This is a genomic window from Streptomyces sp. NBC_00316 (assembly GCF_036158715.1).
Classification (GTDB): Bacteria; Actinomycetota; Actinomycetes; order Streptomycetales; family Streptomycetaceae; genus Streptomyces.
The window spans coordinates 7,001,398-7,024,346 of sequence record NZ_CP108023.1; the positions used below are offsets into that span (position 1 = coordinate 7,001,398).

17 protein-coding genes, 1 tRNA gene and 1 pseudogene are annotated in these 22,949 nt (G+C 71.2%); 14 read left to right on the plus strand and 5 right to left on the minus strand.

Features of this window, described 5'->3' with window-relative positions; all coding sequences use genetic code 11:
* Positions 1-41: 41 nt before the first annotated feature.
* The 4 genes from OG878_RS31135 (at position 42) to OG878_RS31150 (ending at position 5,118) form a co-directional block, all read left to right on the plus strand.
* Positions 42-1,547 (plus strand): APC family permease, encoded by a 1,506-nt coding sequence (locus tag OG878_RS31135; RefSeq protein WP_328889857.1) that lies wholly within the window; start codon positions 42-44, stop codon positions 1,545-1,547.
* Positions 1,548-1,593: 46 nt separating this feature from the next.
* On the plus strand, positions 1,594-3,237 hold the full coding sequence (locus OG878_RS31140) for an amidohydrolase (RefSeq protein ID WP_328889858.1): 1,644 nt from the start codon (positions 1,594-1,596) through the stop codon (positions 3,235-3,237).
* Between the two features lie 166 nt (positions 3,238-3,403).
* Entirely contained in the window at positions 3,404-4,489 is a 1,086-nt protein-coding gene (locus OG878_RS31145) for an S-(hydroxymethyl)mycothiol dehydrogenase (RefSeq protein WP_328889859.1), read from the plus strand.
* Positions 4,489-5,118, plus strand: a complete 630-nt coding sequence (locus OG878_RS31150) for an MBL fold metallo-hydrolase (protein ID WP_328889860.1) — start codon at positions 4,489-4,491, stop codon at positions 5,116-5,118. The genes OG878_RS31145 and OG878_RS31150 overlap by 1 nt, the downstream gene beginning before the upstream one ends.
* A 10-nt stretch (positions 5,119-5,128) precedes the next feature.
* Here the strand turns inward: OG878_RS31150 and OG878_RS31155 are convergent, their stop codons facing one another.
* Positions 5,129-6,064 (minus strand): pseudouridine synthase, encoded by a 936-nt coding sequence (locus OG878_RS31155; protein WP_328889861.1) that lies wholly within the window; start codon positions 6,062-6,064, stop codon positions 5,129-5,131.
* A 171-nt stretch (positions 6,065-6,235) separates the two neighbouring features.
* Positions 6,236-9,142 carry a glycoside hydrolase family 2 TIM barrel-domain containing protein gene (locus OG878_RS31160; protein WP_328889862.1) on the minus strand — a complete coding sequence of 969 codons (2,907 nt, stop codon included), beginning with the start codon at positions 9,140-9,142 and terminating at the stop codon, positions 6,236-6,238.
* A 613-nt stretch (positions 9,143-9,755) separates the two neighbouring features.
* On the opposite strand from OG878_RS31160, the gene OG878_RS31165 reads away from it, so the two are divergent.
* The 3 genes from OG878_RS31165 (at position 9,756) to OG878_RS31175 (ending at position 13,328) form a co-directional block, all read left to right on the plus strand.
* Entirely contained in the window at positions 9,756-10,595 is an 840-nt protein-coding gene (locus OG878_RS31165) for an SDR family oxidoreductase (RefSeq protein ID WP_328891445.1), read from the plus strand.
* A gap of 205 nt (positions 10,596-10,800) precedes the next feature.
* Positions 10,801-12,288, plus strand: coding sequence for a cytochrome ubiquinol oxidase subunit I (locus OG878_RS31170; RefSeq protein ID WP_328889863.1), 1,488 nt, complete (start codon positions 10,801-10,803; stop codon positions 12,286-12,288).
* Positions 12,285-13,328, plus strand: a complete 1,044-nt coding sequence (locus OG878_RS31175; protein WP_328889864.1) for a cytochrome d ubiquinol oxidase subunit II — start codon at positions 12,285-12,287, stop codon at positions 13,326-13,328. The genes OG878_RS31170 and OG878_RS31175 overlap by 4 nt, the downstream gene beginning before the upstream one ends.
* A gap of 264 nt (positions 13,329-13,592) precedes the next feature.
* Here the strand turns inward: OG878_RS31175 and OG878_RS31180 are convergent, their stop codons facing one another.
* The gene (locus OG878_RS31180; RefSeq protein ID WP_328889865.1) at positions 13,593-15,416 is read right to left on the minus strand and encodes a glycoside hydrolase family 15 protein; all 1,824 of its coding nucleotides are present in this window, start codon (positions 15,414-15,416) and stop codon (positions 13,593-13,595) included.
* Positions 15,417-15,781: 365 nt separating this feature from the next.
* Between OG878_RS31180 and OG878_RS31185 the strand changes: the two genes are divergently transcribed.
* The 3 genes and pseudogenes from OG878_RS31185 to OG878_RS31195 form a co-directional block, all read left to right on the plus strand.
* The gene (locus tag OG878_RS31185) at positions 15,782-16,702 is read left to right on the plus strand and encodes an aldose 1-epimerase family protein (protein WP_328889866.1); all 921 of its coding nucleotides are present in this window, start codon (positions 15,782-15,784) and stop codon (positions 16,700-16,702) included.
* A gap of 96 nt (positions 16,703-16,798) precedes the next feature.
* Entirely contained in the window at positions 16,799-18,589 is a 1,791-nt protein-coding gene (locus tag OG878_RS31190) for a cation:proton antiporter (RefSeq protein ID WP_328889867.1), read from the plus strand.
* A 45-nt stretch (positions 18,590-18,634) separates the two neighbouring features.
* Positions 18,635-18,739: pseudogene (locus OG878_RS31195) on the plus strand (hypothetical protein); the annotation flags it as partial.
* 266 nt (positions 18,740-19,005) lie between these two features.
* Here the strand turns inward: OG878_RS31195 and OG878_RS31200 are convergent.
* A tRNA-Leu gene (locus tag OG878_RS31200) sits at positions 19,006-19,093 on the minus strand.
* A 183-nt stretch (positions 19,094-19,276) separates the two neighbouring features.
* Here OG878_RS31200 and OG878_RS31205 point away from each other — a divergent pair.
* The 3 genes from OG878_RS31205 (at position 19,277) to OG878_RS31215 (ending at position 21,963) form a co-directional block, all read left to right on the plus strand.
* The gene (locus OG878_RS31205; RefSeq protein WP_328889868.1) at positions 19,277-20,602 is read left to right on the plus strand and encodes a M20/M25/M40 family metallo-hydrolase; all 1,326 of its coding nucleotides are present in this window, start codon (positions 19,277-19,279) and stop codon (positions 20,600-20,602) included.
* A gap of 141 nt (positions 20,603-20,743) precedes the next feature.
* Complete coding sequence (locus OG878_RS31210) at positions 20,744-20,977, plus strand: chaplin (RefSeq protein ID WP_328889869.1); 234 nt, start codon at positions 20,744-20,746, stop codon at positions 20,975-20,977.
* Positions 20,978-21,114: 137 nt separating this feature from the next.
* Positions 21,115-21,963, plus strand: coding sequence for a chaplin (locus tag OG878_RS31215; protein ID WP_328889870.1), 849 nt, complete (start codon positions 21,115-21,117; stop codon positions 21,961-21,963).
* A 70-nt stretch (positions 21,964-22,033) separates the two neighbouring features.
* Here OG878_RS31215 and OG878_RS31220 read toward each other — a convergent pair whose 3' ends face one another.
* Complete coding sequence (locus tag OG878_RS31220) at positions 22,034-22,222, minus strand: DUF5703 family protein (RefSeq protein ID WP_072484370.1); 189 nt, start codon at positions 22,220-22,222, stop codon at positions 22,034-22,036.
* 47 nt (positions 22,223-22,269) lie between these two features.
* Between OG878_RS31220 and OG878_RS31225 the strand changes: the two genes are divergently transcribed.
* Positions 22,270-22,929, plus strand: a complete 660-nt coding sequence (locus tag OG878_RS31225) for a hypothetical protein (RefSeq protein ID WP_328889871.1) — start codon at positions 22,270-22,272, stop codon at positions 22,927-22,929.
* Positions 22,930-22,949: the final 20 nt, after the last annotated feature.

Genomic DNA, 22,949 nt, shown 5'->3' on the forward strand with positions numbered 1-22,949 from the left:
GCCATCGGGGCCGAAGAGTGCCCCTCGGCGAAGGAGCCACCGTGACGGACTCACCCACCCCCTACGGCAGCGATCCACCGGGAGCCGTGTCCCTCAGGAAGAGTCTCGGAGTCGTCGACGGATTCGCCATCGCCGCGTCCTCCACCGCCGCGACCACCAGCATCGGCATCGGTCTCGGCGTCACCGCGGGCGCCGTCGGCCTCCATCTGCCGATCATCATGCTGCTCGGATTCCTGCCCGTCCTGGCCATCGCGAGCGCCTACTCCCGGCTCAACAGGGTCGAGCCGAACATGGGCAGCGGCTATGTCTGGGTCGGCCGCTCGCTCAGCCCCTGGCTCGGCTTCCTCGTCGGCTGGATCGGCATCGTCTCCACGGTCGTCTTCCTCTCGTACACCACGACGGTCACCGGATCCGCCCTGCTCCAACTCGCGGGCGAGGGCGGGCTGCACACCCTCGCCGGGCTCCGCCTCGACCCGGACTCCACCGCCCAGTCGACCGCCCTCGGCATCGCCGTCCTGATCGCCGTCACCCTCACCGCGATCACCGGCACCCGGTCCGCCGCGAACCTGCAGAAGTACCTTCTCGTCTTCGAGTACGTCGTACTGCTCGGGTTCTGCGGGTACGGACTGTTCGTCGGCCCGCACCCGTTCAGCCTGGACTGGATCAACCCGTTCACCATCCCCTCCGGACAGCAGCTCGCCCAGGGGCTTCTCCTCTCGGTCTTCTGCTACTGGGGGTTCGAGTCCTCGTTCAGCGTCAACGAGGAGGTCCGCGACCCGCAGGACGCCTCCAGGGCCGGGCTCACCACCCTCTTCACCATGCTCGGCCTCTTCCTCCTCGGCTCCTTCGCCTTCCAACGCGTCCTCTCGCTGGACGAATTGACCGGGCACGGTGCGCAGGGGCTCACGTACTTCGGAGACCGGCTCGCCGATCAGCCGCTCGCCGCGCTCCCGCTGATCGCCCTCACCTTCTCCGCCGTGGCCTCCCTCCAGTCCGGCGTGATCCCGACCGTGCGCGGCATGTTCGCGATGAGCCGGGACCGCACGCTCGGCCCGCTCTGGACCAAGGTCAGCCCGCGGTTCGGCACACCGGCGGCGGGAACGGTCGCGATCGGCTGTGTCGCCGCCGTCATCGCCGTTCTGTCGCTGGTCATCCCGAAGGTCGGTGACCTGATCCTGGCGTCCGTCAACGCGATCGGCGTCGTCGTCTCGGTCTACTACGCGCTCACCGCGCTGGCCGCGGCCGCCCGCTTCCGCGGCCTGCTGCGAGAGAGCCCGTCCGAGGCGCTGCGCGCCGTCGTGCTTCCGGTGCTCGGCGCCGTCGTACTGCTCGGCCTCGGCGGCTATCTCTGCTGGACCTTCTACATCTCCGCCGACCACTTCGCGATCAGTCCGGACAACGGCTGGTTCATGCTCTTCTGCCCGGCGGCCATGCTGGTGACCGGCGTGGGCGCGGCAGCCTGGGCCAAGTGGATAAGGAAGTCACCGTATTTCGTCACGGGCCGCTCCCTCGCCCCTGCCGAACCCGCGGTCACCGAAGCGGCCTGAACCCGAAGCGCGCCACCCCACGACTCCCACGGAAACGGAACCACTGATGCACCACACCCCCGCCGATCTCGTTCTCACCGGCGGCCCCGTCCTCACCATCGACTCGGCCCGCAGCCGCGCCACGACTGTGGCCGTCACCGGCGACCGCATCACCGCGGTCGGCCACGACGAGGTGCGTGGACTGATCGGCCCGAAGACCGAAGTCGTCGACCTCGCCGGGCGGCTGCTCGTTCCCGGCTTCCAGGACGCGCACATCCACCCCGTCACCGCAGGCCTCGAACTCGCACAGTGCAACCTCACGGACTCCCGGACGGCGGCGGACACCCTCGCCGCGGTTCGGGCCTACGCCGACAGCCACCCGGACCAGGAGTGGATCACCGGCGGCGGCTGGTCCATGGAGGCCTTCGACGGCGGCAGCCCGACCCGGGACCGGCTCGACACCGCCGTACCCGACCGCCCCGTCTTCCTGGTCAACCGCGACCACCACGGCGCCTGGGTCAACACCCGTGCCCTCATGCTCGCCGGCATCACCCGCGACACCCCCGACCCGGCCGACGGCCGTGTCGAACGCGACGACCGGGGCGAGCCCACCGGACTCCTCCAGGAGGGCGCCATGGACCTGGTCGCCCGGCACACCCCGCGTTCCACCCCCGCCGACCGGCTCGCCGCTCTGCTCCGTGCCCAGCGTCTCCTCCACTCGTACGGGATCACCGCCTGGCAGGACGCGATCGTCGGCGTCTACGGCTCGATGGACGACGCCTCCGACGCCTATCTGACCGCAGCCCGCGACGGCTCGCTCACCGCCCGGGTCGTCGGCGCCCTCTGGTGGGACCGCGAGCGTGGCTCCGAGCAGATACCCGAACTCGTCGCCAGGAGGCGGGAGCTGACGGGCGGCCGGTACCGGGCCGGCTCGGTGAAGATCATGCAGGACGGGGTCGCCGAGACGGGCACCGCCGCCCTGCTCACTCCGTACCTCGACGCCTGCGGCTGCGCCACCGCCAACAGCGGCACCAGTTTCGTCGACCCCGTCGAGCTGCGCCGGTACGTCACCGAACTGGACGCCCTCGGCTTCCAGACCCACTTCCACGCCCTCGGTGACCGCGCGGTGCGCGAGGCACTCGACGCCGTCGAGGCCGCCCGCACCGTCAACGGCCGCACCGACACCCGGCCCCACCTCGCCCACCTCCAGATCGTCCACCCCGACGACATCCCGCGGTTCCGTGAGCTCGGTGCCACAGCCAACATCCAGCCGCTCTGGGCCGCCCATGAGCCGCAGATGGACGAGCTGACCATCCCCTTCCTCGGCGACGAACGCGCGGCGCTGCAGTATCCGTTCGGCGCGCTGCTGCGGTCCGGTGCGACAGTCGCGGCGGGCAGCGACTGGCCGGTCAGCAGCGCCGAGCCGCTGCACGGCATCCACACCGCGGTCAACCGGATCGCCCCGGACGGCGAAGGTCCGGTCTTCCTGGCAGGCGAGCGCATCGGACTCACGGCTGCCATCGCCGCGTACACGGCGGGATCGGCCCATGTGAACCACCTGGATGACACCGGCTCCATCCGTACCGGAGCCCTCGCCGACCTGGTGGTCCTGGACCGCGACGTGTATGCGGGCCCGCCCGAGGAGATCGGCGCCACCCGCGTCCTCCAGACGTACGTCGGCGGACGCCGGGTCCACGACACCGAGGCCTGACACACGGTGGGCGGCTCCCGCGGAACCTCCGGTGGGGCCGCCCGACGCGCGCCAACGCGCCATCGCTGCCGGGACACCCGCACAGCGCGTACGGTTGTTCGCGTTCGATCATCGGCTATCGGTCGGACATCTCAGAAGCCGGGACCGTCACGAAGGAGACCGCGGTATGGCGCAGCAGGTACAAGGGGTCATTGCACCGGGGAAGAACGAGCCGGTACGCGTCGAGACGATCGTGATCCCGGACCCCGGCCCCGGTGAGGCCGTCGTGAAGATCCAGGCGTGCGGCGTCTGCCACACCGACCTGCACTACAAGCAGGGCGGCATCAACGATGACTTCCCGTTCCTGCTCGGCCATGAGGCCGCGGGCATCGTCGAGTCCGTCGGCGACGGCGTCACCGACGTCGAGCCCGGCGACTTCGTCATCCTCAACTGGCGTGCGGTCTGCGGGCAGTGCCGGGCGTGTCTGCGCGGCCGCCCCTGGTACTGCTTCAACACCCACAACGCCCAGCAGAAGATGACGCTGCTGGACGGCACCGAGCTGTCGCCCGCGCTCGGCATCGGTGCGTTCGCGGAGAAGACCCTGGTCGCCGCGGGCCAGTGCACCAAGGTCGACCCCGAGGTCTCCCCGGCCGTCGCCGGGCTGCTCGGCTGCGGCGTCATGGCGGGCATCGGCGCCGCCATCAACACCGGCGCGGTCGGCCGCGGCGACTCGGTCGCCGTCATCGGGTGCGGCGGGGTCGGCGACGCGGCCGTCGTCGGCGCGCGGCTGGCCGGAGCGGCGAAGATCATCGCGGTGGACATCGACGACCGCAAGCTGGACACGGCGAAGAAGATGGGCGCCACCCACACCGTCAACTCCCGCTCCACCGACCCGGTCGAGGCGATCCGCTCCCTGACCGGCGGCAACGGAGCCGACGTCGTCATCGAGGCGGTCGGCCGCCCGGAGACGTACAAGCAGGCCTTCTACGCCCGCGACCTCGCCGGCACCGTCGTCCTGGTCGGCGTCCCCACCCCCGAGATGCAGCTCGAACTGCCGCTCCTCGACGTGTTCGGCCGCGGCGGCTCGCTCAAGTCCTCCTGGTACGGCGACTGTCTGCCCTCGCGCGACTTCCCGATGCTCATCGACCTGCACCAGCAGGGCCGGATCGACCTCGGCGCATTCGTCACCGAGACCATCGGACTCGGCGACATCGAGCAGGCCTTCACCCGGATGCACGAAGGCGACGTGCTGCGCTCGGTGGTGGTCTTCTGATGGCCGCCCGCATCGACCACCTCGTCACCTCCGGCACGTTCGCCCTCGACGGCGGCGAGTGGGACGTCGACAACAACGTCTGGATCGTCGGCGACGGCGCCGAGGCGATCGTCATCGACGCCGCCCATGACGCCGCCGCCATCGAGGCTGCGCTCGCGGGCCGCACGCTGCGCGCCATCGTCTGCACGCACGCCCACAGCGACCACATCGACGCGGCTCCGGCCCTCGCCGACGCCACCGGTGCACCGATCCTGCTGCACCCCGACGATCTGCCGCTGTGGAAGCAGACCCACCCGGACCGCACCCCCGACGCCGAACTGGCCGAGGGGCAGGAGCTGGAGATCGCGGGGACCGCGCTCCAGGTCCTGCACACGCCCGGTCATGCCCCGGGAGCGGTCTGCCTGTACGCCCCCGAGCTGGCCACCGTCTTCACCGGGGACACGCTCTTCCAGGGCGGGCCCGGCGCCACCGGGCGGTCGTTTTCGCACTTCCCGACAATCGTCGCGTCGATCAGGAGCCGGCTGCTCGCCCTGCCGGCCGGGACCACCGTCCGTACCGGACACGGCGACTCCACGACGATCGGCGCGGAGGCCCCGCACCTCGACGAGTGGATCGCCCGCGGTCACTGACCGCCGGGACTCACCGGTCCGGCCACGCCGAGAGCCGCAGCCCGCTTTCGAAGCGGCGCGGCCCACCCGTGACCGGATCGGTGAACTCCAGTACCCGCGCCAGGAGTTGCAGCGGACGGGTCCAGTCGTCCGCGGCGCCCTCCGGCTCCACCACCGGATAGACCGGATCGTGGACGAGCGGCAGCCCCAGGCTGTTCATGTGCACGCGCAGCTGGTGGGTCCGCCCGGTGGCGGGCACCAGCCGGTAACGGCCCAGTCCCTCACGGTGTTCCAGCAGCTCGATCCGGCTCTCGCTGTTCGCCTCGCCCGGCTCCTCCCGGGCGGCGATCACTCCGCGCTCCTTGACGATCCGGCTGCGTACCGTACGCGGGAAGGCGATCGAGGGGTCGTACGGTGCCACCGCCTCGTACTCCTTGCGCACCCGCTTGTCCCGGAACAGCGTCTGGTACGCCCCCCGGTCCTCGGGCCGGACGACGAAGAGCACGAGGCCCGCGGTGAGCCGGTCCAGCCGGTGCGCGGGCTGCAGCGACGACAGCCCCAGCTCCCGGCGGAGCCGCGCCACGGCGGTCTCGGTGATGTGGCGGCCGCGTGGTGTCGTCGCGAGGAAGTGCGGCTTGTCGGCGATGACGAGATGCGCGTCGCGGTACACGACGCCGACCGGGAACGGAACCGGCTCCTCGGGAGCGAAGTCCCGGTGGAACCAGAGATACCGGCCCGCCGTGTACGGCTCGTCGGGGGCCACGGGCCCCTGCAACGAGACGAACCTGCCCCCGGCGAGCATGCCGTCCACCCGGTCCGCCCCGATCGCACCGGCGAACCGCGCCAGCAGATGATCGCGGACCGTCGCCCACTCACCGTCCGGATCCTCCGGGAGCCGCAGCCGGACCGGATCGATCCCGTCCCGCTGCGGCAGGGGCGCCGGCGGAGGCTTGGCGCGGCCTCTCATCGCGGCGGCCCTGCCGGTGCGTCGGCGCCCGGGGCGCTGCGGCTGACGGTGCTGATGGTCATGGTGCCGACCATCCTGTCACGCGTCGCCGCAGGTCACCGACGGCTGTACGGTCACACCCCACCGGTACCGGTCACGCCCCACCGGCAGCCGGACGGCCACGCGGTGCCGTCACCGTCCGCGGCCCCTGTCCGACCCCACCGCCGAGAACACGAACGAGAACTCCGCGGCCGCCGCGTCGAGCCGGAACTGCGGAAGCACTCCCGGCCCGCACGACTGCGACCCGATGCCCTGCACCGCATGGTCCAGGTTGACCCAGACGGTCTCACCGGCCATCAGTTCCGGTCCGTGCTCCGCCGCATCCAGTTGCTCGCTCGTCCACCGCCGCGCGGTGAACCAGAACGGCACACCCCCTTCGGCCCGCAGTCCCGCACCGTCGCCGTGCGTCAGCTCCGCCCACCGGACATCGGCCCGCGCACCGTTCTCCTGCGGCCGGACGTACGGGGTCTGCATCGCGTCCACGGGCATCTCCCACCACCCGAGCACCGACGCCGCCCGGGTGTCCGGGTACGCCTCGCCGGGCCCGCCGCCGAACCAGCGCGCCCGGCCGTACGCGGCAGGCAGCCCGAACCGGATCCCGAGCCGGGGCAGCGGCACCCGCCACTCGCCCTCCGGCACCACGGACACGGTGAGCCCGAGCCGCGCCCCGTCGGCGGTCCACCGGTACGCCGTACGCAACCCCAGGTCCACCCCGGCGGGCGCCACCCGTGTCCGTACGGTCAACGACTCCTCGTCCACCTCGACGGCGTCGATCCGGTGCCGCATCCGGTGCAGCCCCGATTCCCGCCAGCGCAGCCCGTACCGCTCGTCCGGCTGCCAGGCCGCACCGTTGTCGTTGTCGGTGGGCGCCCGCCACACATCCAGCCGCAGCCCCTGCACCGGCACGCCGCCGAGCCGCACCGGCGCCCCGGTCGCCGCGTCGAAGACCCCGCTGCCGAGCGTGATCACCCCCGCGCCCGCCTCCGGCCGCGACCCCACCACGGCCGCGGCCGGGACCGCCGCATCGACCTCCACCTGCCCCCACGCCATCACATGCCCGCGCCCGGCCCATGCGGTGTCCTCGGCGAGCAGCGCCCGTACGGTCCACACACCCGCGCCGTTCCCGGGAAGCCGCACCTCGGCGTGGGCTCCGGGGGTCAGGGCGGGCACGGTGAGCGGACCCGAACCGCGGAGCTCGCCGTCCACCTCGTGCGACCAGACGAACTCCAGACGGTCCAGCCCTGCGAAGTCGTACCCGTTGCCGATCCTGACCGTGCCCGCCGTCGTCCCGGCCTCGATCCGTACCGGCTCGATGACCTTCTTGTACTCGATCAGCCCGGGGGAGGGGGTGCGGTCGGGGAAGAGCAGCCCGTCGCAGACGAAGTTGCCGTCGTGGAGTTCCTCGCCGAAGTCCCCGCCATAGGCGAAGCCGTGCTCCGGGTGGGCGAGACCGTGGTCGATCCACTCCCAGACGAACCCGCCCTGGCAGCGCTCGTACTGCTCGAAGAGCCGCTGGTATTCGCTCAGCCCGCCGGGGCCGTTGCCCATCGCGTGCCCGTACTCGCACATGATGAACGGCATGGCGCGCCGCCGGGCGTCCAGTTCCGGGTCGCCCCATGGGTCCTCGGCCCGCTTCCCGATCAGCTCGACCTCCGCGTGCGTCGGATACATCCGCGAATAGACGTCGACGTCCTTGCAGGACAGGTCGCCCTCGTAGTGCACCAGGCGGTCCGGGTCCCGGCCCTTGATCCACTCGGCCATGGCGGTCAGCCCGCGCCCCGTCCCGCACTCGTTGCCCAGCGACCAGATGATCACCGACGCGTGGTTCTTGTCGCGCTCGACCATCCGCGCGGCCCGGTCGAGGAGCGCCGGGGTCCACCGTTCGTCGTCGACCGGGTTGTTGCGCCACTCCAGGTCGACAAAGCCATGAGTCTCCAGATCGCACTCGTCGATCACCCAGAGCCCGAGCTCGTCGCAGAGATCCAGGAACGCCGGATGCGGCGGATAGTGGCTGGTCCGTACGGCATTGATGTGGTGCCGCTTCATCAGCACCAGATCGCGCCGCATCGTCTCCGCGTCCACGGCCCGCCCCGTCTCCGGGTGGAACTCGTGCCGGTTCACCCCACGGAACAGCACGCGCCGACCGTTGATCTTGACGACCCCGTCCTCGACGACGACGGTACGGAAGCCGATCCGCAGCGGGACGCGCTCGCCGGCGGTCACCAGCTCGCCGTCGTACAGCCGTGGCGTCTCGGCGGTCCACGGCTCGACCGGCACGGTCACCGCCTCACCCGTCGCGACGTCGACCCCCAGCTCGGGCACGACGACCCGGCCCCTGGTCCCCTCGCACTCCACCCGCAGGGTCCCGGCCCCGGCGCCGTGGTCGTAGCCGGCGTGCACGAAGAAGTCCCGGGGCGCGTGCTGGGGCCGGTGCAGGAGTGTGACGTCCCGGAAGATCCCGGGCAGCCACCACTGGTCCTGGTCCTCCAGATAGCTCCCGGACGACCACTGATGCACGCGGACGGCCAGGACGTTGCCCTCGGCCCGCACGATGCCGCCGACCGCGAACTCGTGGGGCAGCCGCGACCCCTTGAAGTCCCCCAGCTCCTCGCCGTTGAGCCAGACCCGGGCGGCGGACTCCACCCCGTCGAACCGCAGCACGGCGTCGCCGCCCGCAGGCCACCCGTCGGGCAGGTCGAAGGTGCGCAGATGGTCCCCGGTCGGGTTCTCGGTCGGTACGTGCGGCGGGTCGACCGGGAACGGGTAGACGACATTGGTGTACGCGGGCGCTCCGCCGGCCCCCTGCAGCACCCAGTGCCCGGGCACCGCGACCGTTCGCCACCCGGACGCGTCGAACCCGGACCGGGCGAACGACGTGTCCTCGGCGGTCGCGGTCGGCGAGAGCCGGAAGCGCCACTCCCCGTTCAACGACATCCGCGGGGCGTCCGAACCGGCATACCAGGACCGGGGCGGCAGCCCGCCCGATCCGGGGGCCACGTCCACGTGCCAGGGGAGGGAGTAGCTCGGTGTACGGCTCATGATGCTCCTTGCTCGGCAACACCTGCGTCGCTGCTGGACGTTAGCCACGCTCGGAGCGCTTCGACAGAGGGCCGAAGGGCGGGCGCCGGATCTCCGTGGCCCCTGTGGTGCGGCCGCCTCGCGGACGTCGCGGCCACACGGCGCGGGCCCGTGCCGTGAGCGTGCGGTCCTTGCGCGGACCGGCCCCGCGCCGCAGTGCCCGCCGGGTCCTGAGCGTGAGCCTCCCCACCGGGACCAGGACCACGATGTGCAGCAGCGGGCGCCGGGCCCCGGTGGAGCCGGAGAGCGCGCGGGGGGCGCCGGGCCGGGCGCCGACGGGGGAGACGACGTGCGGTGCGGAACGCCGGGGGGCCTGGGCGGGGCATTGGCCCGGTTGCGTGACATTCCCGTCCCGTCGGGACCGCCCTGCGTGCCGGGTCCGGGCTGCCCGTCGCGTTCGGTGTTCCCTTCCTGAAGAAGGTGGCGCGGTGCGGAAAGGCTCGCTCCGGTCCTGGCGGGACGGTGCGGTGACCCCGCGTCGCCCTTCCCGTGAGCGACTGCCGGTCCAGCGGCCCGTCCGGCGGCGATGTCCGCCGGCCGGCGGGCCGCCCCGAGTGCCGAAGGAGAAGCCGTGGTGGCTGGAAGTACCGGTGAGGTCCGGGCCGCACTGTCCGCGCGGCTCGTGGCAGGGCAGAAAGCGCTGGTGACCGGGGCCGGTTCGGGCATCGGCAGGGCGACCGCGATCGCACTCGGGCGGGCCGGTGCGGATGTCGTGGTCAACTACGTCGTCGGCGAGGACGAGGCCGAGAAGGTCGCCGCGGAGATCAGGGGATTCGGGGTCCGCGCCTACGCCCACCGGGCCGATGTCTCCGACGAGGACCAGGTCGTCGGCATGGTCACCCGCATGGTCGAGGAGTTCGGCACCATCGACATCATGGTGGCCAACGCGGGCCTCCAGCGGGATGCGCCGAGTGTGGAGATGACGCTCGCCCAGTGGCAGAAGGTCATCGACGTCAACCTCACCGGCCAGTTCCTCTGCGCGCGGGAGGCCACCAAGGAGTTCCTGCGGCGCGGCGTCGTACCGGAGGTCTCCCGGTCCGCCGGGAAGATCATCTGCATGAGCTCGGTCCACCAGATCGTCCCCTGGGCGGGCCATGTGAACTACGCCTCCTCCAAAGGCGGCGTCGGCATGATGATGGAGACCCTCGCACAGGAACTGGCCCCCCGGGGAATCCGTGTGAACGCCATCGCGCCCGGCGCCATCCGCACCCCCATCAACAGGAGCGCCTGGGACACCCCCGAGGCCGAGGCCGACCTCCTGCGACTGATCCCGTACCGCCGGGTCGGGGAGCCGGACGACATCGCCAACGCCGTCGTCGCGGTGGCGTCCGATCTGCTCGACTACGTCGTGGGCGCCACGCTGTACGTGGACGGTGGAATGACACTCTTCCCCGGCTTCGCCACCGGAGGCTGACACCCGGCCGGCAGCCCGGGCCGCGCCCCGCCCAGGAGTGGACCCGGCGGGGGCGTCGCCGGTCCGCCACGGCCCGGGCGCTGGGAAGACCTCACCGCAGGAGCACCGGCCGGCCACCCGCCGCGGCCGCCGGTCGACACCGGGAGCGCCGCGCATCCGTATCCCTCCCGTCCGACGCCTCCGGGCGCGAACCATCGAGGCGCACATGCACACAACAACGGCCCTTCTGGCGAACGCCGTCCCGCCGCAGCTCCTGCCGGCCCGTCAGCTGATGGCCTTCACCCTGGCCTCGCACATCCTGCTCGTGCCGTTCGGGGTCGCGCTGCCGTTCATCACCCTGCTGATGCACTACCGCGGGCTCCGCCGGGGCGACGACGTCGCCCTCGGACTCGCCCGGCGGTGGTCCGCCGTGATGGCCGTGCAGTTCGCCATCGGGGTCGTCACCGGCACCGTGCTCTCCTTCGAGTTCGGCCTGCTCTGGCCCGGCATGATGGGCCGCTGGGGAGACGTCTTCGGCCTTGGATTCGGCGTCGAGGCGTGGGCGTTCTTCCTGGAGGCCGTCCTGATCGCGATCTACCTCTACGGCTGGCGCCGGCTGAAGCCGTGGACACACTTCCTGCTCGGCGTGCCGCTGCCGCTGGCCGCCCTCCTGGGCGCGTTCGGCATCATCGCGGCCAACGCATGGATGAACACCCCGCAGGGCTTCACCCTCGACGCCGCGGGCAGACCCGTCGACGTCAGCGTCCGGCAGGCCGTCTTCACACCGATGTTCGGCCCCGAGTACTGGCACTTCGCGGTGGCCATGTTCCTGACCGCCGGATACGTGGTCGCCGGCGTCTATGCGGTCGGCCTGCTGCGCGGGCGCCGGGACCGGTACCACCGGCTCGGCTTCGCACTGCCGTTCACGGTCGCCGCGATCCTCACCCCGATCCAGTTGCTGCTGGGGGACGCCATCGCCCGGTCCGTCTTCCACAAACAGCCGGTCAAGTTCGCCGCCACCGAACTCGTCTGGAAGACGGACACCCATGTGCCGGAGTACGTGTTCGGGCGGCTCCATTCCGACGGCACGGTCTCCGGCGGCCTGAAGATCCCCCAACTCGACTCGATCCTCGCCGGGTTCAGGCCCAGCACCCGCGTCACCGGCCTGAGCTCCGTGCCGCCCGAGGACCGTCCGACGGCCCTTCAGGCCACCGTCGTCCACTGGGCCTTCGACATCATGGTCGCCATCGGCAGCCTGCTGATCCTGCTCGCGCTCTGGTACGCCTGGTGCTGGTGGCGCCATCGTGACCTGCCGCACTCGCGCTGGTTCTACCGGTGCGCCGCGGTCGCCGGGGTCGCCTGCCTGATCAGCGTGGAATGCGGCTGGATCACCACCGAGGTCGGCCGTCAGCCCTGGATCGTCTACCAGCACATGCGGGTCTCGGAGGCGGTGACCGCCACCCGGGCGGGCTCGCTGTGGACGATGCTCGCCGTCGTCGTGGTCGTGTACGTGGCCGTCTTCGCCGCCTTCCTCGCCGTGCTGCTGAAGATGCGGACCCGATGGCGCATCGCCGACGCGAGCGCGACCCCCGCCACCGCGCCGCAGACACCGGAAACGGACACCCCCTACGGGCCACGGGGCGAGCCCCTGCCCACGGTCACCGGCGCCGCGCCCGGCGAGGGCCAGGGCCGGACTCCCGGCGGTGCGTCATGATGCCGGACCTCATCGCCTGGGTTCTCGTGCTCGCCGTCGCCGCCTATGCGTGCGCAGGCGGCACGGACTACGGGGCCGGATTCTGGGACCTGCTGGCCGGGGGAGCGGAGCGTGGCGAGCGCCCCCGCCGGCTGATCGACCACGCCATGGGGCCCGTCTGGGAAGCCAACAACGTCTGGCTGATCTTCGTCCTGGTCGTCATGTGGACCGGGTTTCCCACCCTGTTCCAGGCCGTCTTCGAGGCCATGTGGCTGCCCCTGGCCCTCGCCGCCGTCGGCCTCGTGCTGCGCGGCGCGGGCTTCGCCCTGCGCAAGCCCGCCCGCCGGCTCACTCGAAGGCGCCTCTACGGCGCGGCGTTCGCCGTCTCCTCGCTCGTCACCCCCTTCTCCCTCGGCGCCGTGCTCGGCGGCATCGCGTCCGGCCGGGTCGCGGTCGGGACCACGGCCTCCGCCGAGGCCTGGGCCAACCCCACCTCCGTCATCGCCGGCCTGCTCGCGGTCGCCGCCGCAGCGTTCCTCGGTGCCGTGTTCCTCTGCTCCGACGCCCGCCGGTTCGGCGCCGACGACCTGGTGGGGTACTTCCGTCGCCGCGCACTGACCGCCCTCGGAGCCATCGTGGTGCTCGCCCTGATCGGCCTGCCCGTCACCCACAGCGATGCCCACTTCGTCTGGGAGGGCCTCACCGGAGGGCTCGGCCTGCTGCTGGTCCTGCTGGCCGCGGTGTGCGGCCTCGTCACCGCCGCTCTCCTCGTGCGCCGCTCCTACCGGTGGTGCCGGTACACCTCCGTGGCGAGCGTGGCCCTGACCGTCCTCGCGTGGGGCTTCGCGCAGCGTCCCTATGTGCTGCCCACATCCCTGACGGTGGCCGACGCGGCCGGCGCGCAGCACACGCTGCAGTGGCTGGTGATCGTGACGGTCGTCGCGATCGTGCTGATCGGGCCCGCCCTGGTCCTGCTCTACTGGATGGACACGCACGGCGAACTGGACTCTCCCACCGACGCCGACACACGGGCCGGCCGGGCACCCGGCGACCCGTTGTAGACCTCCCGCCGCACGTCGGCGGAGCCGGTTCGGCGATGTGGCCGCCGTCCCTCAGGGCGTCGGCCATGGCGGTCAGGGACGGATTTGCCGCGCCGATGCCCGGGAAGAAGCCGGTGCCGACGACATGGAGGCTGTCCAGGGCACCACGGCCGGAAGTGCCCGGGGCCGGCGGACGCGCGCGGCTGTGCGGCCATGTGCCGTGATCGTCCCGGAGGGCCGGCTGCCCGGGCGAGCGGTCTTCCGGCGGCCGGCGGGACGCCAGGGTCAGCGGCCCTCCTCGCGGTCGAGCGCCTCGTCGAGCGTGGTGGCGGCCATGATCAGGGACAGGTGCGTGAACGCCTGGGGGAAATTGCCGAGTTGCTCCCCGCTCGGGCCGATCTCCTCGGCGAAGAGCCCGACGTGGTTGGCGTAGGTCTGCATCTTCTCGAAGGCGTATCTCGCCTGGGCGAGCCGGCCCGCGCGCACCAGCGCGTCGACGTACAGGAAGGTGCAGAGGCTGAACGTGCCCTCGGAGCCGCGCAGTCCGTCGGGTGAGGCCGCCGGGTCGTAGCGGTAGACGAGGCTGTCCGAGACGAGTGTGCGGTCGATGGCGTCCAGCGTGGACAGCCAGGCCGGGTCCTTGGGGGCGATGAACTCGACTCTCGGCATCAGCAGCAGCGAGGCGTCCAGTACACCGCCGCCGTACTGCTGGACGAAGGCCTTCTCCGATTCGCTCCAGCCGCGTTCCATGACCTGGTCGAAGATGGCGTCCCTGGCCTTGGTCCACCCGACGGTGTCGGCGGGCCTGCGGAAGACGTCCGCCAGGCGGAGCCCGTGGTCGAAGGCGACCCACGACATCACCCGGCTGTATGTGAAGTCCTTGCGGCCGCCGCGGGTCTCCCAGATGCCCTCGTCCGGCCGGTCCCAGGCGCCGGCGAGCCAGTCGAGCGTCCTGGTGAGCGCCTTCCACCCCGCGTAGGTGGACTGCCGGACGATTTCGCGCCCCTGGGACAGTGCGTAGACGGCCTCGCCGTAGATGTCCAGCTGGAGCTGGTCCGCGGCGCCGTTGCCCGCACGGACGGGATACGAGCCCCGATAGCCCTCGAAGTGCTCCAGGGTCTCCTCGGGCAGGTTCGGGTCACCGTCCACCCGGTACATGGTCTGCAGCGGCTCCCCACCGGCGCCTTCGCGTTCATGCAGCCGGGCGACCAGCCAGTGGACGAACGCCGTCGCCTCCTCGACGAAGCCGAGGTCCAGCAGCGCCCGAACGGACAGCGAACCGTCGCGGATCCACGTGTAGCGGTAGTCCCAGTTGCGTTCTCCGCCCACCTGCTCCGGCAGGCCCATCGTCGCCGCGGCGACCATGGCTCCGGTGGGGGCGTGGATGAGCAGTTTCAGTGTGATGGCCGAGCGGTGCACGAGCTCGGGCCACCGGCCCCGGTAGCGCGATGTGCGCAGCCACTTCTTCCAGAAGTGGATGACGTCCCAGCTCTGGGCGGTGATCCCCTCGACGGTCAGGGGCGGGGGAGCCTCGCCGCCCGGAGCGCAGACAGTGAACACGGCGCTGCCGGTCTCGCCCGCCGTCAGCGTCACCGTGCCCCGCACGTCCCGGCCGTCGCGCTCCAGCGGGAAGGTGCTCTGCAGATGAGCGCTGATGCCGGGGGCCCGGAAGAGCGCGCCCCCCGGGCCGACATCGAGCTCGTGCTCGGCCCGGCCGTAGTCGAATCGCGGCCGGCACCGGAGCGTGAAACCGACCGTGCCCCGTACGGCCCGCACCACACGGACGAGGGTGTGCCGGTCGGTGGCGACACCCGTCCGGTCGGGCGGCATGTAGTCGATCACTTCGCCCACCCCCTCCGGCGACATGAACCGGGTCACCAGGACCGCCGTGTCGGGGTAGTAGAGCTGCTTGCAACTGATGTCGGAATGCTCCGGCGCCAGCTGGAAATACCCACCGCGCTCGGCGTCGAGCAGTGCGGCGAAGACGCTGGGCGAATCGAACCGGGGGGCGGCGAACCAGTCGATGACCCCCCGGGACGAGACGAGCGCGGCAGTCTGCAGATCGCCGACCAGCCCGTGCTCGGCGATCGGTGGATAACGTTCGTCCATCGTGTCTCCGGCGGGTAGGAAGCCCCCGACCCCACTATCCGGCAGATCGGATCCCGGCGCCTGGGCTGCACGGTCCACCGGCGCCTGCCCCGTCAGGCCGTCCACCGCCCCTCCGGCGGGCTTCGGGGCATGACCCGCTCGACCGCTCTGCGGTCCCCGCGCAGGGAGTGGGGCAGCCGGACCGTGTACCGCCACGCATGCCCCCGGTGGGCGAACCTGCCTGGCCATTGGGGGCAGGGCGCCCGTGTCCCGCTTGACTCGGCAGATCGTTGTCCGCACGCTCCCGAGAGGCGGCCGACGGACCGGCCACCACCCAGCCCGGGCGTGCGGGCCGTCCGCCTTCGGGTATACCGAGGAGGCCACGCGTGCACGAGAGCCGGACCGGGCGGCAGCTGACTCTCCGCCATGGGGACCGGAGGGCCGTCGTCGTCGAACTCGGCGCGGCCCTGCGTCATTACGCCGTCGGCGACCGGCTCGTACTCGACGGCTTCGCACCGGACGACCGGATCACCGGCGGGCGCGGTCAGATCCTCGCGCCGTGGCCCAACCGGATCCGGGACGGCCGCTACCGCTGGGACGGGCAGGACCAGCAACTGCCACTGACCGAACCGAAGAACGCCAATGCCATCCACGGCCTGCTCCGCTGGACATCGTGGCGGACCGTCGAGGCGCAGGACGACCGGGCGGTGCTCGACGTCTCCGTGTGGCCCCAGCCCGGCTACCCCTTCCACCTCCTGGTCCGTGCCGAGTACACCCTGGGTGACGACGGCCTCGCCGTGGCCGTCACCGCACGCAACCTCGGCGACGACGCCGCTCCCTACGGGGTCGGCCAGCACCCCTACCTCAGGGTCGGCACCGGGACCGTGGACGACGCGCTGCTGACCGTACCGGCGCGGACATGGCTGCGCACCGACGAGCGGGGGCTGCCGGTGGCCGCCGAACCGGTCGAGGGCACGCCCTACGACTTCCGTACGCCACGCACCATCGGGAGCCAGCAGCTGGACACCCCGTTCGCGGAACTCGACCGGGATGCGCGCGGGCGGGCCGTGGTGAGCCTCGCCCATTCCTCCGGCGCGTGGGGTACCGACGTATGGCTGGGCGAGGGAACCGATCACGTTCAGCTGTTCACCGGCGACACCCTCCCCGAAGGGGAGCGGCGCCGGTCCGTTGCCATCGAGCCGATGTCATGCCCGCCGGATGCGTTCCGCAGCGGTACGGGACTCGTCGTTCTGGGGCCCGGTGAGGAGCACACGGTCCGCTGGGGGATCACCCCGTGGCAGGAATGACGGTCGCGCCGTGGTGCTCGGTCCCGCCCGGTCCCCGGACCGCCGGCCGGAGCATCCACCGGTTCCTCGGAGGACCCGGCACCACGGAGGTACTGCATGACGACGAATCAGGTCCTCATCGGCGTGGGGCTGACCCTGGTGCTTGCCGTCGGGTCGCAGATCCTGGCGGGCCGGCTGCGTATCCCGGCACTCATCGTGCTGCTGCCGGTCGGGTTCGCCGCCGGCGCGCTGGTGGACGAGCTCGATCCGCAGCGGCTGCTCGGCCCGGCGTTCTCCCCCCTTGTGTCGCTCGCCGTCGCGGTGATCCTCTACGACGCCGGCCTCGGGCTCGATCTCAGAAGGCTCAAGGGCCACACCCGCCGCGTCGTCGTCAGGCTGATCTGGGTCGGAGCCCTGATCACCTGGGTCCTCGGCACGCTGCTCGCCGTGCCGCTGCTCGGCATGGACCGGCGGGCGGCCCTCATGCTGGGCGCGATTCTCGTGGTCTCCGGGCCGACGGTGGTCGGGCCGCTGCTCGGCTTCGTCCGGCCGAAGGAACGGCTGCAGCACATCCTGGTCTGGGAGGGCTCCCTCATCGACCCGGTCGGCGGCATCCTGGGCGCCCTCGTCTTCCACCTGGTCAGCGCGAGCACTCAGCGTCATGTCGGCAGTGGAGCCGTCGAGTTCATCGCGAGCGTGGGGGTCGGACTGGCGGGAGGCGTCGCCGGAGCCGGGCTGCTGTGGGTGCTGCTGCGCGGGCTCCGGCTCGGCGAGATCCTCGGGACCACGGCCCAGCTCGCCGCAGTGATCGCGGTGGCGGCGTTCTGCGACGTCGTCCGTGAGGACTCCGGGCTCATCGCCGCCGTGATGATGGGTCTGGCCGTCGCCAACCTCCCGCAGTTCGACGTCCCGGCACGCCGGCCCTTCTTCGAGACCCTGGTCAGTCTGATCCTCGGTCTGCTCTTCATCTCGATCTCGGCCACCGTCACCCCGCAGTCGCTGCGGCACGTGGTACTTCCCGCGCTGGGGCTCACCGCTGTGCTCGTACTCCTGGTCAGGCCGCTGGTGGCGTTCGTGTCGACGCTCGGCACGGACCTGACCAGGGGCGAGCGGGGCTTCATCGGCTGGATGGCGCCCCGCGGCATCGTCGCGGCGGCGACCGCCTCGACGTTCTCCGCCACCCTGGTCGCGAAGGGGATCGGCGGGGCCTCGAAGATCCTGCCGGCCACCTTCGTCGTCATCGTGGCCACGGTGACGCTGTACGGGCTGACGGCATCGGCCGTCGCCCGGCGCCTGGGCGTCGTACGGCCGTCCCGCTCGCGTCCGCTGCTGGTCGGCGGCGAGCCATGGGTGGTGGACCTCGCGATGGCCCTGCGGACGGCGGGGCTGGAGGTACTGATGTGGGCCGGCCCGGATCGCCAACGGGAGCGCATCGGCCGGGCCGGGCTCGAACTGGCCCCGGGTGAACTGCTGGCTGCCGCCACGGGGGAAGAGGCCGAGGTGGAAGGCATCACAGCGGTGTTCTTCCTGACCGCCGAGGACGATTTCAACGTGCTGGCGGCCACCGTCCTGCGCGGCAGCATCGAGGGATCCGTCCATCGCGTCGGGTCCCCGCGCGAGAGCCTGGGGGTCGTGACCCCGTTCACCGGCGGCGAGATCCTCTTCGGTGCGGAACTGACCGGGGCGGCGCTGACCCGCAGGTACGAGGAAGGGGCGTCCATCGTGACCCGGCCGGCGGACCGGGCCGCGCCGGCCGACTGGGACCTGCTGTTCCTGGTCCGGGGCGACGGGCGGCTCACACCGGTCACCGAGGCGAGCCGCCCGCTGCCCCGGCCGGGCGACGTCGCCGTCCTCCTGACTCCCGCCGCGGCCGGCGGCCGGTCCGCTCACCTCGCGGCCGGGCCGTGACACCGGCGGAAGCATCCGGTCCGAAGCCGACAGCCCTGGGGGGACATACGCCACCCCGGCGACGGTGGGCATGTCGTCAGCCAGGTCCTCCAGGCGCTCGCCGCCGACCCGGACGTCCTCGACTCCACGGTGCTGTTACTCGACCCCGACGAAGACGACGGGTACTTCGGCCGTGTGCCGCCGGCGAGAGGGCCGGTACGACTTCACGATCACCGTGACCACCGATGCGGGCTGGTCGCAGAGGTTCACCGGCCACATCGAGACCGGCGCCGCCACCGTCACCGGCTGACGGGTTCCGCCGCACATCCGCGCCGTCCGGCCCCGGCATCTTGCCGCACAACGCGATGTGGCTCCAGTGCAAGCACTGGAGCCACATCGTGTGAGAGAAAGAGAAACGATCTTGCGAACGTTCCTTCTGGTGTCCGAGGGGGGACTTGAACCCCCACGCCCGATAAAGGGCACTAGCACCTCAAGCTAGCGCGTCTGCCATTCCGCCACCCGGACAAGGTGTCTGTCTCGCGGGCCGTGCCCGTTCCGACGTGGAAAACAATAGCAAACATTCGGGGGTGCTCGATCACGCCACTGGCCGCGTGAACGGCGCATGACGAGGCATGGGCGGCCTTGGGCCGGCGGGCGGGGCGCGGGAGGATGAGGGGGAGCACCTGGGTGACAGTGGAAGGAAGCAGTGTGAGCGAGACGCATACGGTCGGCGGCCCCGCCGGCGAGGACGAGGTCGTGGACCTCTGCCGCGAGCTGATCCGGATCGACACCAGCAACTACGGAGACCACTCGGGCCCGGGCGAACGGGTGGCCGCCGAGTACGTCGCCGAGAAGCTCGCCGAGGTCGGGCTCGAGCCGAAGATCTTCGAATCGCACAAGGGCCGCGCCTCGACCGTGGCCCGGATCGAGGGCGAGGACCCGTCGAGGCCCGCGCTGCTCATCCATGGCCACACCGATGTGGTGCCGGCCAATGCCCATGACTGGACGCACCACCCGTTCTCGGGCGAGATCGCGGACGGCTGCGTCTGGGGACGCGGCGCGGTCGACATGAAGGACATGGACGCGATGACCCTCGCCGTCGTCCGTGACCGGATGCGCAGCGGCCGCAAGCCCCCGCGCGACATCGTGCTGGCCTTCCTCGCCGACGAGGAGGCCGGTGGTACGTACGGGGCGCGGCATCTCGTCGACAACCATCGCGACCTCTTCGACGGCGTCAGCGAGGCGATCGGCGAGGTCGGCGGCTTCTCCTTCACCGTCAACGAGAAGCTGCGGCTCTATCTCGTCGAGACGGCCCAGAAGGGCATGCACTGGATGAGGCTCACCGTGGACGGCACCGCCGGGCACGGTTCGATGACCAACGACGACAACGCGATCACCGAGCTCTGCGAGGCCGTCGGGCGACTCGGGCGGCACAAGTGGCCGGTCAGGGTGACCAAGACCGTACGGTCCTTCCTCGACGAGCTGTCCGACGCGCTCGGCACCCCGCTCGACCCCGAGGACATGGACGCCACGCTCGCCAAGCTGGGCGGCATCGCCAAGATGATCGGCGCCACCCTGCGCAACTCCGCCGCCCCGACCATGCTGGGTGCCGGCTACAAGGTGAACGTGATCCCGGGACAGGCCGTCGCCCATGTCGACGGCCGCTTCCTGCCCGGCTTCGAGGACGAGTTCCTGGCCGACCTGGACCGGATCCTCGGCCCGCGGGTCAGGCGCGAGGACGTGCACGGCGACAAGGCGCTGGAGACCACCTTCGACGGCTCGCTGGTCGATGCGATGCAGGTCGCGTTGAAGGCGGAGGACCCGATCGCCCGGGCCGTCCCGTACATGCTCTCCGGTGGCACCGACGCCAAGTCCTTCGACGACCTCGGCATCCGCTGCTTCGGTTTTGCTCCGCTGAAGCTGCCGCCGGAGCTCGACTTCGCGGGCATGTTCCACGGTGTGGACGAGCGCGTTCCGGTCGATGGCCTGAAGTTCGGTGTACGTGTGCTCGACCGGTTCATCGACAACTGCTGAATTATCCCGCGGTAATCGCCAGCGTGTGCGTACGTGACCGGAACGAGTGAAAGGATCCATGCGCTCGTAGCTCCATTACTTTTTCCTCGTTACAGGTGATGCGGTCCGCGGCTGGGGCCGTATTGCCAACTAGGAGGAATAATGATCAAGAAGATCGTCGCCGCTGCAGCAGTCACCAGTGGTCTGGTGCTGGCCGGTGCGGGCATGGCCGTCGCCGACTCGGGCGGCCAGGCCGCCGCCATCGGCAGCCACGGCTTGCTGTCGGGCAACCTGATCCAGGCCCCCGTGCACGTGCCGGTGAACGTGTGCGGCAACACGATCTCCGTGATCGGGCTGCTGAACCCCGCCTTCGGCAACGCCTGCGTCATCCGCTGAGCCTGAGCGTCAACCCGTAAGGGTTTGAGTCCGGTCGCCCCGGAGTGCACGCCATGCACGCCGGGGCGACCGGGCACTCCGCCCCCGCACGGTCAGGTCCGGGGGTATTTCCGGAAGGTAGAAGGCAGGAACAACCTATGCGACAGGTCACGCGTAAAGGCCTGATCACCATGGCGGCCGCGGGCGGAGTGCTCGCGCTGGGTGGTGGCTATGCGCACGCCGACGCGGGAGCGGACGGCGGCGCATCGAATTCCTCGGGGGTGCTGTCAGGGAATTCGGTACAGATCCCGGTGCATGTACCGGTCAACATCTGCGGAAATTCCGTGAGTGTCGTCGGACTCCTCAATCCGGCGGCCGGAAATTCCTGCCGAAACGGTTCGGGACATGCGGTGCCGGGCCGGCATGATTCCGACGCCCACGCATCGGGCACCCACGGATCCGGCAGCCAGGAATCGGACCACCGGCCCCCGGGCCTGTCGGATCCGGAGCACTGGGCGGACCACGGAGTGGGTACGGGCAAGCACCGGGCCGATGGCCACGAGGGCCACAAGGGCCACGGCTACGGGGGCCACGGTCACGGCGGTGGGGCGAACGCGGAGGGGTACACGAGCGGCTCGCACGGCATCCTCTCGGGCAACGACGTCCAGGTACCCATCGACATCCCTGTGAACGCCTGCGGCAACAGCATCACCATCGGCGGACTCCTCAACCCTGTCGGCGGCAACGAGTGCGAGAACGGGACGGACGACGACACCCCGGTCACGCCCGAGACCCCGGTCACGCCTGAGACCCCGGTCGCTCCCGAGACCCCGGTCACTCCGGACGAGCCCGAACCGGTCCCCGCTCCCAACACGCCGGAGCCCCAGACCGTCCAGCTCGCACACACCGGGGCGGGCGGGCTCGACCTGCTCATCCCGGCGAGCGCGGGTCTGCTGCTGGCTGGTGCAGGAACGGTGCTCTACCGCCGCTCCCGCACGGCCGCGTAGCGGTACACGTCGGAACCGGCACAGGCGGTACGGACCGAGCGGGCCCCGCGGATGCGGGGCCCGCTCGTTTTCACCAGGTGGCCCGTAGCTGGCGGATGATCCGTCGGCGCAGCCGCACCCTGCGGCTGCCGTCATGGCGCAGCGTCAGTCGGTCCAACTCCCAGTGCCCGTACTCGGCATGGTCGGTCAGCAGGCGGGCTGTCTCCTTCCGGGACACCCCGCGCGGCACGTACACGTCGACAAATTCGTATTCCGGCATCGCATCTATTGTGCGGGCAGAGGCTGTGTACGGATAGCGTCTGCACTATGTCTGATGCTGCGCAGCCCACCGCTGCCGAGGTACGCGCCGCCGCCGAAGCCGTCAAAGCCGCGCTCGACCAGCACCTCGAGGCGGTCGAGCGCCGGTCGGGGGACGACGACCCGGCCGTCTACGACGCGTTCAACGCACTGGCCGCTGCGGCCGAGGTCTACGACGAACTCCTCTACGACCGCTATGACGAGGTCACTCCCTTCGAGATCCCCGGTGCGGGCGACTCCCTGCCGCCGTACACCGGCCCCGAGGAGCCGAATGCGCTCAGCGTGCTGATCCGCCGTGACTACGCGGTGGTGGAGCCGCCCCGGCTGCTCGCACAGGCGCAGCGCATCGCGGACGCGGACCCGGACGACCGCGACAAGCGGACCGGCGCCGTGGTCGGCAGCAGCGTCCATGCGGCGCTCGGGGTGCTCTTCGGCGAGTACGAACCGGACGAGATCGCCTCCCGGCATCAGGAGTTCGGCCTGGAGGAGGGCGACTCCACACTCTGGGTCGCGGCGGCCGAGGAGCTTCCGGAGGCGGGGGAGTGGCTCAGTGCCCCCTTCGACGACGCCGACCCTCAGAGGGTGGTCTGCCGCTTCGACATCAGCTCCGTCTTCGATGAGGACGAACTCGACGAGGAGCTGGACGACCTGGCGAACAACAGCTCCTGACCGCGTCCCGTCCCGTACGG